15 protein-coding genes and 1 pseudogene are annotated in these 15602 nt (G+C 71.3%); 6 read left to right on the top strand and 10 right to left on the bottom strand.

Annotated features, from left to right (window positions below):
* The first annotated feature begins 5 nt into the window (after positions 1 to 5).
* From BLR04_RS31925 to BLR04_RS31915, 3 genes are all read left to right on the top strand, one after another.
* Positions 6 to 839 (top strand): glycosyltransferase family 2 protein, encoded by an 834-nt coding sequence (locus tag BLR04_RS31925; RefSeq protein WP_245740771.1) that lies wholly within the window; start codon positions 6 to 8, stop codon positions 837 to 839.
* Between the two features lie 74 nt (positions 840 to 913).
* Positions 914 to 1708, top strand: a complete 795-nt coding sequence (locus BLR04_RS31920) for a 2OG-Fe(II) oxygenase (protein ID WP_245740757.1) — start codon at positions 914 to 916, stop codon at positions 1706 to 1708.
* Positions 1708 to 2922 (top strand): glycosyltransferase family 4 protein, encoded by a 1215-nt coding sequence (locus BLR04_RS31915; RefSeq protein ID WP_090772304.1) that lies wholly within the window; start codon positions 1708 to 1710, stop codon positions 2920 to 2922. Before BLR04_RS31920 ends, BLR04_RS31915 begins: the two co-directional genes overlap by 1 nt.
* Here BLR04_RS31915 and BLR04_RS31910 read toward each other — a convergent pair.
* From BLR04_RS31910 to BLR04_RS31895, 4 genes are read right to left on the bottom strand one after another with little or no spacing between them, the layout of a single operon-like run.
* Positions 2883 to 3839, bottom strand: a complete 957-nt coding sequence (locus tag BLR04_RS31910) for a hypothetical protein (protein ID WP_218129240.1) — start codon at positions 3837 to 3839, stop codon at positions 2883 to 2885. The two genes, BLR04_RS31915 and BLR04_RS31910, sit on opposite strands and share 40 nt — an antisense overlap.
* Complete coding sequence (locus tag BLR04_RS31905) at positions 3836 to 4840, bottom strand: GNAT family N-acetyltransferase (protein ID WP_090772302.1); 1005 nt, start codon at positions 4838 to 4840, stop codon at positions 3836 to 3838. Before BLR04_RS31905 ends, BLR04_RS31910 begins: the two co-directional genes overlap by 4 nt.
* Before the next feature lie 3 nt (positions 4841 to 4843).
* The gene (locus BLR04_RS31900) at positions 4844 to 5734 is read right to left on the bottom strand and encodes a glycosyltransferase family 2 protein (protein ID WP_090772300.1); all 891 of its coding nucleotides are present in this window, start codon (positions 5732 to 5734) and stop codon (positions 4844 to 4846) included.
* Positions 5734 to 6399 (bottom strand): polysaccharide deacetylase family protein, encoded by a 666-nt coding sequence (locus tag BLR04_RS31895; RefSeq protein WP_090772298.1) that lies wholly within the window; start codon positions 6397 to 6399, stop codon positions 5734 to 5736. Before BLR04_RS31895 ends, BLR04_RS31900 begins: the two co-directional genes overlap by 1 nt.
* Before the next feature lie 165 nt (positions 6400 to 6564).
* Here BLR04_RS31895 and BLR04_RS31890 point away from each other — a divergent pair.
* A pseudogene (locus tag BLR04_RS31890) lies at positions 6565 to 7533 on the top strand (acyltransferase family protein); the annotation flags it as partial.
* A 51-nt stretch (positions 7534 to 7584) separates the two neighbouring features.
* Here the strand turns inward: BLR04_RS31890 and BLR04_RS42040 are convergent.
* Complete coding sequence (locus tag BLR04_RS42040) at positions 7585 to 8610, bottom strand: NAD-dependent epimerase/dehydratase family protein (protein WP_090772294.1); 1026 nt, start codon at positions 8608 to 8610, stop codon at positions 7585 to 7587.
* On the bottom strand, positions 8595 to 8828 hold the full coding sequence (locus tag BLR04_RS31880; protein WP_090772292.1) for a hypothetical protein: 234 nt from the start codon (positions 8826 to 8828) through the stop codon (positions 8595 to 8597). The genes BLR04_RS42040 and BLR04_RS31880 overlap by 16 nt, the downstream gene beginning before the upstream one ends.
* 272 nt (positions 8829 to 9100) lie before the next feature.
* On the opposite strand from BLR04_RS31880, the gene BLR04_RS31875 reads away from it, so the two are divergent.
* The gene (locus BLR04_RS31875) at positions 9101 to 10450 is read left to right on the top strand and encodes a glutamate-1-semialdehyde 2,1-aminomutase (protein WP_090772290.1); all 1350 of its coding nucleotides are present in this window, start codon (positions 9101 to 9103) and stop codon (positions 10448 to 10450) included.
* A 40-nt stretch (positions 10451 to 10490) separates the two neighbouring features.
* Here the strand turns inward: BLR04_RS31875 and BLR04_RS31870 are convergent, their stop codons facing one another.
* The 4 genes from BLR04_RS31870 to BLR04_RS31860 all read right to left on the bottom strand — a co-directional run bounded on the left by BLR04_RS31870 (position 10491) and on the right by BLR04_RS31860 (position 15094).
* Positions 10491 to 11537 carry a 2-oxoacid:ferredoxin oxidoreductase subunit beta gene (locus tag BLR04_RS31870; RefSeq protein ID WP_090772288.1) on the bottom strand — a complete coding sequence of 349 codons (1047 nt, stop codon included), beginning with the start codon at positions 11535 to 11537 and terminating at the stop codon, positions 10491 to 10493.
* The gene (locus BLR04_RS31865; protein WP_090772286.1) at positions 11530 to 13374 is read right to left on the bottom strand and encodes a 2-oxoacid:acceptor oxidoreductase subunit alpha; all 1845 of its coding nucleotides are present in this window, start codon (positions 13372 to 13374) and stop codon (positions 11530 to 11532) included. Before BLR04_RS31865 ends, BLR04_RS31870 begins: the two co-directional genes overlap by 8 nt.
* Before the next feature lie 124 nt (positions 13375 to 13498).
* Positions 13499 to 13588: a putative leader peptide gene (locus BLR04_RS42885; protein WP_393490805.1), complete on the bottom strand. Its 90-nt coding sequence runs from the start codon at positions 13586 to 13588 to the stop codon at positions 13499 to 13501.
* A gap of 33 nt (positions 13589 to 13621) precedes the next feature.
* The gene (locus BLR04_RS31860) at positions 13622 to 15094 is read right to left on the bottom strand and encodes a polysaccharide deacetylase family protein (protein ID WP_090772284.1); all 1473 of its coding nucleotides are present in this window, start codon (positions 15092 to 15094) and stop codon (positions 13622 to 13624) included.
* A 104-nt stretch (positions 15095 to 15198) separates the two neighbouring features.
* Between BLR04_RS31860 and BLR04_RS31855 the strand changes: the two genes are divergently transcribed.
* Positions 15199 to 15570: an NADH-quinone oxidoreductase subunit A gene (locus BLR04_RS31855; protein WP_090772282.1), complete on the top strand. Its 372-nt coding sequence runs from the start codon at positions 15199 to 15201 to the stop codon at positions 15568 to 15570.
* The last annotated feature ends 32 nt before the right edge of the window (positions 15571 to 15602 follow it).

Raw genomic sequence — 15602 nt, 5'->3', positions numbered from 1 at the left:
CGGACATGAGCGTGGTGATCGCCGCGCACGACGAGGAGCGCCAGCTCGGCCGCTGCCTGGACGCGCTGCTGCCGCAAGGTGAGCTGGAGGTGGTGGTGGTCGCCAACGGATGCTCTGACCGCACCGCCGGGGTGGCGCGCGAGCGCGGCGTGAAGGTGATCGAGCTCCCGGAGCCGGGCAAGGCGGCCGCCCTGCGGGCCGGGGACACGGCCTGCTGCGCGTTCCCCCGGCTCTACCTGGACGCCGACGTGGTCCTCGGGCCGGGGTCGGTGCCGGCGATGCTGGCCTGCCTGGCCGCGACGGGAGCGCCGGCCTGCGCGCCGGAGCCGGAGCTGGACCTGACCGGCGTGTCACGGGTGGCGGCCGGGTTCCACCGCGTCCACGAGCGGCTCATGGCGGGCCGTCGCGGGCTGGCGGGCGCGGGTGCGTACGTGCTGAGCGAGGCCGGTCACGCCCGCGTGTGGCCGATGCCTGACGTGCTGTCCGACGACGGGTGGGTGCACCGTTCCTTCGCCCCTGCCGAGCGCGCGACCGCCGGCCGGTCGCTGGTGCGCCCGGCCCGGCGGGTCGCCGCCGTGGTCCGCCGCAGGGCCCGGGTACGGCGGGGCAACCGGCAGCTCGACCGGCTGGGCCGTACCGAGACGAGGTTGGGCGGCGCTGACCTGGTGACGCTGGTACGGCGGCGGGAGGTGACGGTGCCGGACGCCGTGTGCTTCGTGGCGGTGCTCGTCGCGGAGCGCTTGCCGGGGTGGCCGACGGGCCGGTGGGGGAGTCCGGGGCAGTCAGGCAGGTCGGGAGGGGACGACGGCTGGGGTTCGGATCGGTCCAGTCGTGATTGACGAAGAAGGATTTTCCACGGAATAGCGGGAGAAGGAAGGTCTTGATGGCGGACGAGAGGGTTCCTATGCATGATGTGACATTCGCCTTTCAGCGCGCCGAACTCATGGCGCACGCCGACCGGTTACGCGAGGAATTCGCCAAGGCCGAGCCGTTCCCCCACGTCGTCATCGACGACTTCCTGCCGCCCGCGGCCCTGGAGCCGGTGCTGGAGGAGTTCCCCGAGCCGAGCGGCGCCACCTGGCAGGAGTTCGACAGCGCCAGGGAGATCAAGCTGGCACTGTCGGACACCGAACTGATGGGGCCGGCGACGCGGAACCTGCTGCACGAGTTCAACAGCCAGGTGTTCGTGGACTTCCTGGAATCGCTGACCGGCATCGCCGGGCTCATCCCCGACCCGCACTTCGACGGCGGCGGCCTGCACCAGAGCCGCTCCGGCGGCTACCTGAAGGTGCACGCCGACTTCAACAAGACCAGGCGCCTCAACCTGGACCGGCGGCTCAACGGCATCCTGTACCTGAACAAGAACTGGTCGCCCGAGTGGGGCGGCGACCTGGAGCTGTGGGACCGCGACATGGTCACGTGCGTCAAGCGCGTGCCCCCGGTCTTCAACCGCTTCCTGATCTTCGCGACCACCGACGACGCCAACCACGGCCTGCCCGACCCCATCACCTGCCCGCCCGACCGCGCCCGCCGCTCGATGGCGCTGTACTACTACACCAACGGCCGCCCGGAGGAGGAGTTCACCGGCGAGCACAGCACGCTGTTCCGCCAGCGGCCGGGCGAGGACTTCCAGGGCACCTTCCGGCAGACGCTCAAACGCTGGGTGCCGCCCGCGCTGGCCGACCTGGTCTCCCGGCGCGGCAAGTAATGGCGGGCGAGCACGTCCTCATCGTCGTCCAGAACCTGCCGGTCCCGCTCGACCGGCGGGTGTGGCTGGAGTGCCGGGCGCTCAAGGACGCCGGCTATGAGGTCTCGGTCATCTGCCCGAAAGGCCCCGGAGACCCGGCCTACGAGGAACTGGAGGGCGTGCACCTGTACAAGTACGCGCCGCCACGGCAGGCCAAGGGACTGGCCGGCTACGCCTGGGAGTTCGCCTACTGCTGGGTCCGTACGGCGCTGCTGTCGCTCAAGGTGCGGCGCCGCCGCAGGTTCCAGGCGCTGCAGGCGTGCAACCCGCCCGACACCTACTGGGCGCTGGCCCGGCTGTGGCGGCCGTTCGGCGTGCGTTTCGTCTTCGACCACCACGACCTCAACCCCGAGGTGTTCCGCTCCCGCTTCGGCGAGCCGGCCACCGTGGCCGGGCGATTACAGCTCAGGGCGCTGCTGTGGCTGGAACGCCGTACGTTCAGGGCGGCCCACCAGGTGATCGCGACCAACGCCTCCTACCAGAACATCGCGGTCGAGCGCGGCGGCGTGCCGCGCGAGCTGACCACCGTGGTGCGGTCAGGGCCGGACACCACCGTGATGCGGCCCGGGCCGCAGGTCCCCGAGCTGCGCCGCGGGCGCGAGCATCTGCTGGTCTGGCTCGGCATCATGGGCCCGCAGGACGGCGTGGACGTGGTGCTGCGCGTCGCCGAGCAGGTGGTCCACCGCCACGGCCGCGACGACGTGGGCTTCGCCCTGCTCGGCTTCGGCGACTGCCTCGAGGACCTCAAGCGCCTGGCGGCGGAGCTGGACCTGGAGGAGCACGTCGAGTTCACCGGCCGGGTCGGGCCGACGGAGATCGCGCGCTACTTCTCCAGCGCCACCGCCGGTCTCTCGCCCGACCCCTTCAGCCCGCTCAACGACGTCTCCACGATGAACAAGACCATGGAGTACATGGCGTTCGGCCTGCCGGTGGTGGCCTACCGGCTCACCGAGACCGCCGTGACCGCCGGGGAGTGCGCCGTCTACGCCGACCCCGACGACCTGGACGGCTTCGTCAAGGAGCTGATCCAGCTGCTGGACGACCCCGCGCGGCGGGCGGCCCTCGGCGCGGCGGGCCGGCGCCGCGCCGAGACCGTGCTGGACTGGCGCCCGCAGGCCGAGGCGTACGTGGCGGTCTACGACTCGATCTTCCGCAGCCAGGCCTCGCGCCAGTAGGGGTAGATCGAACGGGGACAGTGCCGGTGGTAGACGGCCTGGCAGGTGACGTCCTCCAGGATGAGGCAGTCCTTCAGCCTCATCATGCGGCCGGTGGGCTCGTCGATGATGCGGTCGACGCGGCGCAGCACGCGGGCCCGCTTGCCGCAGTACAGCAGCATCTCGGCGTCGAAGACCATGCCGCGGTTCTTGTTGTCCGGCCGCAGCGTCCTGACGATCTCCTCCTTGCTCCTGACCTCGACCAGGTCGCCGGGGCGCAGGCCGAGCGGCTCGGCGGGCGGCGTCGGGCCGCTCGCGGTGCCGCGCAGGAACGGCCACTCCTCGCCGCCCGCGACGCGCAGCCACCGCGGCAGCCGCAGCGTCCGCCGCTGGAAGATGTTGAACGCCAGCACGACCAGGCCGCGCAGCACCGTCACCAGCCGCTCGTTGCGCGTGCGCACGTCGTGGACGTACTGGCTCCAGTCGTACGGCCCGAGCCCGCCCTCGGAGGCGTTCAGCAGCTCGGTGGCCTGGCAGCGGTGGAGCGGTTCGCCGTCGTCCGCCGTGCCCTGCACGGTGTCGGCGTCCAGGGTCTCCAGCGAGGCGCCCGCGCCCTCGGGCGGCGGCGGCCCGCCCTCCAGCCACTCCTCGCGGAAGAACAGCAGGCACCCCGCCTGGCAACCGCCGTGCGCGCTGCCGTCGCAGCGGGCGCCGACGAGGTGGACGGTGTTCGTCATGCGCCGCCGGGTGCCGGTCTGCTGGATCGTGTCGCAGGTCTTGTCGGCCCGCTTGTACACCCGCATCTCGCGGCCGGCGTAGGCCAGCATCTCCGGCATGAACGGCAACCCGCCCAGCCTGCCGTTCTCGTCGAGGGAGGCGAGGATCTCCTCCTTGGAGCGCAACCGCACGCCGTCTCCCGCGCGTACCTGCCTGGTCAACGTCCCCTCCCGAGTATCGTCCTGGCGATCGTCCTGGTGGTCGAGACAAGCGCGTTCCTGGCCTGGCGTACCGGGCTGGTGGTGACCTCGCCCTCGCAGACCATGATCTGGCCGGTCATCGCCCGGCGTTTGTACTCGTCCTCGCCGCGCCCGAGGTCGATGCGCGTCACGCCGGTCCGGGGCGCGGCCGCGATCAGTTCGCGCAGCAGGATCCAGCCGGGCGACCGGCGGGCGTGCGCCGGGTCGTAGACGGGGAACCACCAGTGCAGCACCCCGCCCGAGCGCAGCCCGAAATGAGCGGCGAGCAGGTGCGGCCCGGCGTGCACGGCCGACAGCACCCCGGCGAACTCCGGATCGCGCGCGGCCAGCAGCTTGTGCAGCATGTCGGCTCGCCGGGAGTCGGCGAAGTAGTCGCGGGCCCCGGTGGCCGCGTACTGGGCCCGCTTGAGCTCGATCACCTGGTCGAGCAGCGCGTGGTCGAGCGCGTCGGCGGTGAGGACCACCTCGCCCAGCTCCCGCTCCGCCCTGCGGGCCCGCCGCCTGGCCTGCGACAGGTTCTCCTTGGCGGTACGCGAGGCGCGTCCGAGGTAGCCGTCCAGGCCGCCGGTCACCTCCAGGTAGGGCGAGGGACGGCGGCGCCTGACCCACCGGTCGAAGTCCGGCTGTTCCAGCAGGTGGTCGAAGGTCAGACCGCGCACGCGCGCCGCCCGGAGGAACTCCACGGCGGGGAAGCCGGTGCCCGGCGCCCGGATCGGCGCCTGGAAGTCGGCGGCGGGCCAGCCCGCCGGCCTAGCGACAGCACCGTCGCGCTGGAACGGCAGCAACGCCAGCACCTCGCCGTCGCCGTGCACCGCTACCTCGATCCCGCGCCCGCTCGCGTGGACGGCGGCGGCGAAACCAGGATGGAAGTACGGGCTGTCCAACGCAGGGTTGGCGGCCCTGAGCCGGTCCCAGGCGGCGAGCTCGCCCGGCGTGAGGTCGTCGAAGGAGACGATGCGCATGTGTCAGCCCCCCGGCAGCTTCCGCAGACGGCGCGCCGGCCGCACCAGGGCCACCAGCGCGGCGCGCGCCGTATGCTGCCCGCGCAGCGCCCTGACCGCCTCGCCCAGGAGCACGGCGGCGAAGTAGGCGGCACCGCGCACCGGACCGGTCCTGTCGCGGAACAACCTGACCCGGTTGACCGCGATCAGCGCGGCCAGCATCGGGCTGGTGTCGGACTCGCCGCCGATGTGCTCGAAGACCGCCTCGGGCTCGTACCAGAGGCTCCAGCCCAGGTCGGCGGCGCGCATCGCGTACTCCGTCTCCTCGCTGTAGAGCAGGAAGGACTCCTCCCACGGGCCGGCCGCCCGGACCAGCGGGGTGGCGACGAGCATGGCGGCGCCGGTGGCCCAGGCCGCCGGGCCGGGTCGTTCGTACGCCGCCGGGTCGGTGACCAGCTCGCCCAGCCCGCCCAGCCGCCCGGCCAGCGTGCCGCCGAGCACCGCCTGCGCCAGCGCCCGCGTGACGGTGGGCGCCCGGCGCAGCGACGGTTGCAGCGAGCCGTCCGGGTTGACGAGTTTCGGTACGGCGATCCCGCACCCGGGACGGTCCAGAGCGCTCGCCAGCACGGGCAGCGAACCCGGCGCGAGGCGGCAGTCCGGGTTGAGCACCAGCACCGCGTCGACGGCGTCGAGGTCGAGCGTCGCGACCGCCGCGTTGATCGCCGCCGCGTATCCGGCGTTGCGTCCCATCCGCACGACCCGGCACCCGGCCGCCTCGGCCACCCCCACGGAGTCGTCACGGGAGGCGTTGTCGGCGACCACCACCGCGGCGAGGTCCCGGGGCAGCGAGCCGAGGCAGTCCTTCAGCACCTCGGCGCTGTTGTAGCTGACGATGACGACCGCTGTCCGTGTCATCAGCGCAGACGCTTGATCGTCCGGGAGACCAGTTTCCTGGTCCGCGTCCTCGCGGAACGGCTGACCTCCAGCAGTTCGGTCGCCCAGCCGGGGCCGATGCCGCGGTGCAGGCTGGTACGCGGCTGGAGCCAGGAGTCCGCGCGGGCCCGGCCGCCGTCGCTGGTGTAGGCGAGGCTGACCCCCGCCCGCCGTAACCGCGCGAGGACCCGCCGGTCGTACGAGCCGAACGGGATGGCGACCCTGCTGACCGGCTCGCCGGACAGCTCGCCCAGCACCTCGGCGGACAGCCGCAGTTCCTCGGTCTCCTGTCCTGGCGCGAGGCGCCGCCAGTCGCGGTGGGCCCAGCCGTGCGAGCCGACGCGCATGCCCTGCCGGACCAGCTCCCGCACGCCGTCGGCGTCCAGCCTGGCCGGCTCGCCGAGTCTGCCGGCCAGCACGAAGAACTCCGCGCGCAGTCCCCGCTCCAGCAGCGCGGGCAGCCCGATCCGCAGGTCGGAGTCGTTGCCGTCGTCGAAGGTGAGCCGGACCTCCGGCCGGTCCTTGATCTCGTCGAGGACCTGCTCGAACTGCTCGACGCTGACCCACGTCGCGTCCTCTCCGGGGTCGAGTTCCCGGAGTGGTTCGCCGATGCCGTGGACTGTCAGGTTGAGGACCGAACGGGTCAATGTCCCCCGACCTCTCTAGTGGCAGCCGTCGCGATCAGTATCGTTCCAAAACGGTCGCTGCGTTACATCGCGTCATGACCGTTTCCGGCCATCCTGAGCTGTTGCACAAGCTTTTGCGCACGTCTAACGTGAACGAGCTTGGGTTCCGGCAGAGGGCGGGGGCGCATGGAGCAGCGGGCGCTTGGTGCTGTCGTGAACGCGGAGGAAGCTGCCCCGCGACGCTTGGCGTCCCTGACGGGCCTGCGCTGGCTGGCGGCCTTCGGCGTGTTTGGCTTCCATCTGCTGACCAATCAGACGATGACCGGCGATCCCGGCTTCGTCCAGGCGCTCGACGTGTTGTTCGGCGGGGGCGCCTCGGGGGTGTCGCTGTTCTTCGTCCTGTCCGGGCTGGTGCTCACCTGGTCGGCCCGTCCAGGTGACCGCCCGGTGCCCTTCTGGCGCCGGCGGATCGCCCGGGTCGTGCCCGTCCACGTGGTGACCTGGTTGTGCGTGCTGGCGTCACTGGCGCTGGTCGGCCACGAACTGTCGGCCGGGCCCGCGCTGGCCGGTCTCGTCCTGCTGCAGTCGTGGGTGCCCGACGAGGCGTACTACTTCGCCGTCAACACCCCGGCCTGGTCGCTGGCCTGTGAGGTGTTCTTCTACGCCGTCTTCCCGTGGCTGCTCGCCCTGGTCCGGAGGGTTCCCGAGCGGCGGCGGTGGCTGCTGGTCGTGGGTCTGGTGGGCGGCGTGTGGGCGGTCTCCGCCGTGGCCGTGCTCATGCCGGAGCCGCGCGCGTACTGGTTCGTCGCGATCTTCCCGGTGACCCGGCTGCTGGAGTTCGCCCTCGGGATCTGCCTCGCGCTGATGGTCCGCGACGGGCACTGGCGTGGGCCCGGGGTGGGCGTCTCGGCGGGTCTCGTGGCCGTGGCCTACTTCGCCGCCGGACACGTGCCTCCGCCCTGGGGCTGGGTGGCCTGGATGGTCGGCCCGCTGGCCCTGCTGGTCGCCGCGCTCGCCGCCGCCGACGCCCGGCGCGGGCGCGGCCTGCTGCGGCGCCCCGCGCTGGTCCGGCTCGGCGAGATCTCCTTCGCCTTCTACCTGGTGCACCAGCCGGTGATCCGGCTGGGCACCAGGCTCGTCGGCGACGATCTGCACGTGGTGGCCGTGGTCGCGGTGTCGGCCGGCATGTTGCTGGTGAGCGTCGGCCTAGCGTGGCTGCTGTTCAGGTTCGTCGAACGGCCCATGGAACGCCGGCTGCGCCCCACAGACGGTGGACGCGGGGACGGTGGATGCCGGGACGGTGGACGCGGGGACGGCGGACGCAGAGACGGCGGGCGTGAGGTTGTGGGGCGTTAACCGGTCCGCGTACCAGCGCAACGTCCGGGCCAGCCCCTCCGCCAGCGGCGTGGCCGCCCGCCACCCGAGTGTCTCCTCCGCCGGCCGCACGTCGGCGATGTGGGCGCGGTCACGTGCCCGGTCGGCGATCGCCCCGTAGATCGGCGCCACGGCGGTCCCCGCCAGCCGGTGCAGGAGGTCCACGGTGGCCCGGATCGACGTCCCGCTGCCGCTGCCGACGTCCAGGGCCCGTCCGTCGGCGGCGTCGCTCAGCGCCGCGGCCACCAGCGCGTCCACGACGTCGTCGACGAAGACCCAGTCGACCAGCCGGGTGCCGCTGCCCACCTGCGGCGACCGGCCCCGCAGCAGCTCGGTGGCCACGTACGGCACCAGCTTGCTCAGGTCCTCCTGGCCGGGGCCGTACACCATGGCGATGCGCAGGACCGTCACCGGCACGTTCCAGAGGTGGTGGAAGAGCATGGCGTAGCCGGTGGCCGCGTGCTTGGCGGCGGAGTAGGGGGAATGCGGCGCGGCCGAGCCGGTGCGCGGCTCCTCGACCGAACCGGCGAACACCAGCTTGGCCGGCGTGCGAGTGGCGGAGACCAGGAGGTTGACGGCGGTCAGCAGGTTGCCGCGCAGCGTCTCGGGGACCATCGCGACCTCGCGCGTGCCGGTGACCTCCCCGGCCAGGTGGAAGACGACCTGGGGGCGTACCGCCCGCATCAGGGACGAGGTCGCCTCTTCGTCGCGTAGGTCGCACTGGTGCCAGATCTCGCCGTGCAGGGGAGCCCGCGGCGCCCGGCTGACGGCGTGGACCTCGATCCGCAAGTCGCGCAGGCGGCGGGTCATGTGGTTGCCGATGAAACCGGAGGCTCCGGTGATCAGAACGCGCTGCATGCTCTCTCCAGAGTGTCGGACCAGGGGGTGAACGCGGGGAGAGAGCGTTCCTGGCGGCGCGCGGGGGGAGTGCGGCCCGGATGGATCCGGATCTCGTTCTGGGTCGGATCCGGCCGGTCGTCGTTGCCGGCGATGGCGGCGGCGCGGCCTGCGACCGCGGCGGCGGGGTGCCGCGCGCGGGCAGGGACGGGCCGGCCGGTGAACGGCGGCCGGGCCACGTCCCGGCGCGGTGGACGAGAGGGCGGGTCGGGCGCCGCGTGACAGCGCGCACAGTCGCTCGTCGCCGTTCTCCTCGGCCGGCCGGTGCTCGCCGGTCAGGTGCTCGACCGGCGTGGGCGAAGGTGCGAGGGCGCTCGCGGTCGGCCCGGCGGGCGCCGCGAGCACGAGTAACACCAGGACCAGCCAGTGGAGGACCACGAGGCCATTGTCCTGGCTGATCGCCTAGGTGTCTTTACCATGACGCGTCGCCATTGATCCCTATAGTTGGGGAATGGTCCCGTTAGGAGAGCATGCCGGGTTCATCGAGTCCGAGCGGCTGCAGAGCCGCCTGCACGATCTGGTCCCCGGAGGGGCGCACACCTACGCCCGGGGCAGCGACCAGTACCCCGAAGGCATGGCCCCGGTGCTCGTACGCGGCGCGGGCGCCAAGGTATGGGACGCGGACGGGAACTGCTACGTCGAGTACGGCATGGGCCTGCGCTCGGTCACGCTCGGGCACGCGTACGAACCGGTGCTGGCGGCCGTGCGCGCCGCGCTGGCCGACGGGCTGAGCTTCAGCAGGCCGACCGACCTGGAGGTGTCGGCGGCCGAGGACTTCCTGCGCCACGTGCCCGGCGCCGAGATGGTGAAGTTCGCCAAGAACAGCTCGGACGCCACCTCCGCCGCCGTCCGGCTGGCCAGGGCGGCGACCGGACGCGACCTCGTGGCCATCGGCGACCAGCCCTTCTACTCCACGGCCGACTGGTTCATCGGCACGGTGGCGATGAACGCCGGCGTGCCCGCGGCCGTCCGCGAGCTGACCCTGCGCTTCCGCTACAACGACCTCGACTCGCTGCGCGCGCTCTTCGAGCGGCACGACCGGCAGGTGGCGTGCGTCGTCATGGAGCCGGCGACCGCGACCGCCGAGCCGGAGCCCGGCTACCTGGAGAGCGTGCGCGCGCTCTGCGACGAGCAGGGCACGGTGCTCGTGTTCGACGAGACGATCACCGGGTTCCGCTGGGGCATGGGCGGCGCGCAGACGCTCTACGGCGTCACGCCTGACCTGTCGTGCTGGGGCAAGGGCATGGGCAACGGCTTTCCCGTCTCCGCCCTCGCCGGCCGGCGGGAACTCATGGAGCTCGGCGGTCTGCGCGCCGACCGGCCGCGTGTCTTCCTGCTGTCCACCACGCACGGGCCCGACCGGGTCTCCCTCACGGCCTTCCGCGCGGTCGTGCGGGCGTACGAGGAGGAGGACCCCATCGCAGTCATGGAGGAGCGGGGCCGCGCGCTCGCCGAGGGGGTCAACGCGGCGGCGGCCGAACTGGGCGTGCGAGATCACGTCGCCGCCGTCGGGCGGCCGTCGTGCCTGGTGTTCACCGCGGCCGACCACGAGGGCCGGCCGTCGCAGGCCTACCGCACCCTGTTCATCCAGGAACTGCTCAGGCGTGGAGTCCTCGGCCAGTCGTTCGTCGTCTCGGCGGCGCACACGACAGGCGACGTGGCGCACACCGTCGAGGCCGTACGCGAGGCTCTGGTGGTGTACGGCAAGGCGCTCGACGCGGGCGGCGTCACCGGCTTCCTCAAGGGCCGACCGGTCGCGCCCGCACTCCGCAGCACGGCGGAACCACGTCAGCTGCGCTGACAGGGGAGCCGCCGCCGGGATGCGGCGGCTCCCCCTGAGGTCAGCCGATGCGCCAGGTGTCGCCGCCCATGAGGAGCTCGTTCAGGTCGCCGGGGCCCTTCTGGGCGGCGGCGTCGTCGAGCTGCTGGGCCATGAGCGTGTCGTAGGACGGACGGTCGACGCTGCGGAAGATGCCGATCGGGACGTGCTCGAACGCCGGCTCGTCCAGCCTGCTCAGCGCGAACGCCACCGACGGGTCGGGGTTGTGGGCGTCGTGCACGAGGATCTGGTCGTCGCTCAGGCCATCGCGGGGGACGACCTCGAGCGTGCCGTTCGCGCCGCGCACGACCGCCTTCGAGGCGCTCGCGATCGGCTGACCGTGCTCGAGCCGCAGCGTGATGTCGTCGCGGACGTCGGGGTCCTTCAACTGCTCGAAGGCGTTGTCGTTGAAGATGTTGCAGTTCTGGTAGATCTCGACCAGCGACGTGCCGCGGTGAGCGGTCGCCTCGCGCAGCACCGACTGCAGGTGCTTGCGGTCGGAGTCGATGGTGCGGGCCACGAACGACGCCTCGGCGCCGATGGCCAGCGAGATCGGGTTGAACGGCTTGTCCAGCGACCCCATCGGCGTCGACTTGGTGATCTTGCCGACTTCGGACGTGGGCGAGTACTGGCCCTTCGTCAGGCCGTAGATCCTGTTGTTGAACAGCAGGATGTTCAGGTTGACGTTGCGGCGCAGCGCGTGGATCAGGTGGTTGCCGCCGATCGACAGCGCGTCACCGTCACCGGTGATCACCCAGACGCTCAGGTCGGGCCGCGAGGCCGCGAGGCCGGTCGCGATCGCCGGCGCCCGCCCGTGGATCGAGTGGAACCCGTACGTGTTGAGGTAGTACGGGAACCGCGACGAGCAGCCGATGCCCGACACGAACACGATGTTCTCGCGCCTGAGCCCCAGTTCCGGCAGGAAGCTCTGCACCGCGGCGAGGATCGCGTAGTCACCGCATCCCGGGCACCAGCGCACTTCCTGGTCGGACTTGAAGTCCTTCAGGGTCTGCTTCACGTCGGTCTTGGGGACGAGCGTGAGGCCCTTCCCGTTGACGAGCTCAGTCACTGTCGATCACGTCCTGGATGACTCCGGCCAGCTCCTCGGCCTTGAACGGGAGCCCGCGCACACGGTTGTAGCTGATCACGTCGACGAGGAACCTCGCCCGCAGCAGCAGGGCGAGCTGGCCGAGGTTGATCTCCGGCAGCAGCACCTTGTCGTAGCGCTTGAGTACGTCGCCGGTGTTGGCGGGCAGCGGGTTGAGGTGGCGCAGGTGGGCCTGGGCGACCTTGCCGCCGGCGTTCCTGATGCGCCGTACCGCCGCGGCGATCGGCCCGTACGTCGAGCCCCAGCCGATGACGAGCACGTTCGCGTCGCCGTCGGGGTCGTCGACCTCGAGGTCGGGCACGTCGATGCCGGCGATCTTGGCGGCGCGCGTGCGGACCATCAGGTCGTGGTTGTCGGGGTCGTAGGAGATGTTGCCGGTGCCGTCGGCCTTCTCGATGCCGCCGATGCGGTGCTCGAGCCCGGCCGTGCCGGGGATGGCCCACGGGCGCGCGAGCGTCTCGCTGTCACGCTTGTACGGCAGGAAAACGCCGTCCTCGCCGTTGGGCTCGGTGGTGAAACTCTGCGAGATGTCGGGCAGTTCCGACACGTCGGGCAGTCGCCACGGCTCCGAGCCGTTGGCCAGGTAGCCGTCCGACAGCAGCATGACCGGCGTGCGGTACTTGACCGCGATCCGGGCCGCCTCGACGGCCGCGTCGAAGCAGTCGCTCGGCGACATCGGCGCCACGATCGGCACCGGCGACTCGCCGTTGCGGCCGAACATGGCCATCAGCAGGTCGGTCTGCTCGGTCTTGGTCGGCATGCCGGTGCTCGGACCGGCGCGCTGCACGTCCACGACGATCAGCGGCAGCTCGGTGGTGACCGCGAGGCCGATCGTCTCGGCCTTAAGCGCCACGCCGGGGCCGGAGGTCGTGGTCACGCCGAGCGCTCCGCCGAACGCGGCGCCGAGCGCCGCGCCGACGCCCGCGATCTCGTCCTCGGCCTGGAAGGTCCGCACGCCGAACTGCTTGTGCCGCGACAGCTCGTGCAGGATGTCGCTGGCCGGGGTGATCGGGTACGACCCCAGGAACAGCGGCAGCTTCGCCTGCACGCTCGCCGCGATCAGGCCGTAGGCGAGGGCCTGGTTGCCGGAGATGTTGCGGTAGACGCCGGGCGCCAGCCGGGCCGGCTTGACCTCGTACGAGACCGAGAAGGACTCGGTGGTCTCGCCGTAGTTCCAGCCCGCCTGGAAGGCCGCGATGTTGGCCTTGGCGATGTCGGGCTTCTTGGCGAACTTCTGCTCGAGGAACGAGATCGTGTGCTCGGTGGGCCGGTGGTAGAGCCACGACAGCAGGCCGAGGGCGAACATGTTCTTCGACCGCTCGGCGTCCTTCTTGGACAGGTCGAAGTCCTCGAGGGCCTTGACGGTCAGGGACGTCAGCGGCACCGCGTGCACCCGCCACTCGCGCAGCGAGTCGTCCTCCAGCGGGTTGGCGGCGTAGCCGACCTTCTGCAGGTTGCGCTTGGTGAACTCGTCGGTGTTCGCGATGATGTCCGCGCCCCGCGGCAGGTCGGGCAGGTTGGCCTTCAGCGCCGCGGGGTTCATGGCCACTAGCACGTTCGGCGCGTCGCCGGGCGTGAGGATGTCGTGGTCGGCGAAGTGGAGCTGGAAGCTCGACACTCCGGGCAGGGTGCCTGCGGGTGCGCGGATCTCGGCAGGGAAGTTGGGCAGGGTCGAGAGGTCGTTGCCGAACTCGGCCGTGCCGGCCGTGAAGCGATCGCCGGTGAGCTGCATGCCGTCGCCGGAGTCACCGGCGAACCTGATGATCACGCGGTCGAGTTGCTGGACCTGCTTTGCCACAGATCAGTCCTCCTCGACGCGCCATTGCGCGGTTGCCTTGGGCGCGTTCTCTGTTTCCATGCTAGATCCTCGGAAGGTCACGCGTTTGCGTACCGCAATGGCGGGTAAACGCGGTCGGAGTCAGTCAGGCTGAGGTGGGAGAACGACGACACAGCCCTGACGCGAGCCTGCAGAGATCGACATGCAGGCGGGCGAACAGGACGGTTGGGGTCACGAGCGCCAACTATACGTCCCCTCCACACCTCGTTTACGTCAGGGGCCGCTTACCTGGCAGCCCACTTCCTGACCTGTACAGGCGGCCGGCCTGCATCCCTGCGGCGCCGTACAGCTCGGGGACGGTCACGAAGGTGTATCCCTTCGCGCGCAACCTGGTGATGACGTCCGGTACCGCGTCCACGGAATGCCGGTGGATGTCGTGCATGAGAATGATCGCACCTGGATGCGCCTGACGCACGACTCTGCCCGCGATGTCGCGCGGGTCGCCGCCGTTGTCGTCGCGGGCGTTCACGTCCCACGTGACCAGCGAAAGCCCCATCCGGTACGCGATCGACATCAGCTGTTGGCTGACGGCCCCGTACGGGGGGCGTACCAGCCGGGGGCTCTGCCCGGTGACCACCGACAGGATGGCCGAGGTGTCGCGCAGCGAGCCCGCGGCCATGCTGCTGCTCTGCATCGACAGGTCGCGGTGCGACCAGCTGTGGCTCGCGACGAGGTGGCCCTCCGCGCTCATCCGCCGCAGCAGCTGCGGCTGCGCGGCGGCGTTGGCGCCCACCACGAAGAACGTGGCCCGCGTGTCCTGCTCGCGCAGGACGTCGAGCAGCCTGCCGGTGTACGGACCAGGCCCGTCGTCGAAGGTCAGCGCGACGCACTTGGTCTTCGAGCAGTCCACCCGCCGGCCCTGGCTCGTGGCGAGGTCGGGTGCCCGCCTCGGCATCACCGGCGGTCCGTTCGGCGTGGGGGTGGCGGCCGTCCGCAGGACGCTCGTCTGGGCCCGCCGGCCGAGGTCAGAGAGCAGGGGAGCGGCCTGGGCCCGCGGTACGGCGACGGCCAGCCGGCCGAGCGAGCAGGGCCCGATCTGGCAGTCGTCGAACTCGACGACGAGGTCGCCGGACCGATTGAAGGCCATCGAGTCGAGCAGTTCCTCGTTCGGCTTCACGCTGTCCTGCTTGATCTGCGACCCGCGGTCGCGCAGCCCTTCCTTGACCTTCGACGTGAGCTGTTCGAGTTCCGGCTTGCCCTTGAGCAGGGCGGTGGAGCCGACGGTCGCGCCGGTGCGCGGGTCGAACCACAGCGTGCGCATGGAGTTGCCCCAGTCGGCGCCGAGGCGTTCGCCGGTGCGCAGCCGTACCGCGGTGACCTCGGAGGAGGCGGCGGGGAGCTGCCAGTCGACGTTCAGCTCGGGCCGGGGGTAGGAGGCGGGGCCCTTGGTGCGGCGGAGGAAGTCGCGCAGCTGCTGCTGGGCCTGCCGGCGCAGGGCGCGGGTGAGGGCGGGGGCGGCGGGGAGCAGGGGGTAGCTGATGTGCACCTTGAGATCGCTGGGCGAGTCACCCACGGTCACGGCCCCGACGGACAGGCCGGCAACGGTGGCCGGATCGACATAGTCGATCATCGTCGGCTCTGCCGGGACCACGACGTTCCTGCGCGGGGAGCCGGCCAGAGCGCAACCGGTGGCCGAGATGGCCAGCAGAGCGATTCCCGTGGCGAATCGCACTTTGAGCATGTTTGTCAGCGTATGGTGTAGACATTCCCTTTTACTCCGATTTTGGAGTACTGCTCCCTTTCCTTTGACGGGCCAGGGAACGTGCCCTGGGTTACGATCGCCCCATGGACGGCTACTTCGGGTCGTACGTGCTCGTCGCCGCGCTCCTCGCCCTCGGCGTCGCCATCGTGGCCGGGGCCCTGTTCGCCAACCGCCTCCTCCGCCCATCCCGTCCCACCGCCGAGAAGCTGACGACGTACGAGTGCGGCGTCGACCCCGTCGGCGACGGGTGGGCCCAGTCGCAGGTGCGCTACTACGTCTTCACGTACCTGTACGTCGTGTTCGCCGTCGACGCCGTCTTCCTCTTCCCCTGGGCCACCGTCTTCGACGCGCCGGGCTACGGGCTGACCACCCTGGTCGAGATGTTCGTCTTCCTCGGCTTCATCGCCCTCGGCATCGTGTACGCCTGGCGCAAGCGCGTCCTGAGCTGGACCTAGCCGGAAGATCCCTTTGCCTGACCTGCGATCCG

The organism is Nonomuraea maritima, assembly GCF_900100395.1.
Classification (GTDB): Bacteria; Actinomycetota; Actinomycetes; order Streptosporangiales; family Streptosporangiaceae; genus Nonomuraea; species Nonomuraea maritima.
Note: the sequence above shows the minus strand (reverse complement) of the source record. Positions and strands in the feature narration are given on the sequence as shown.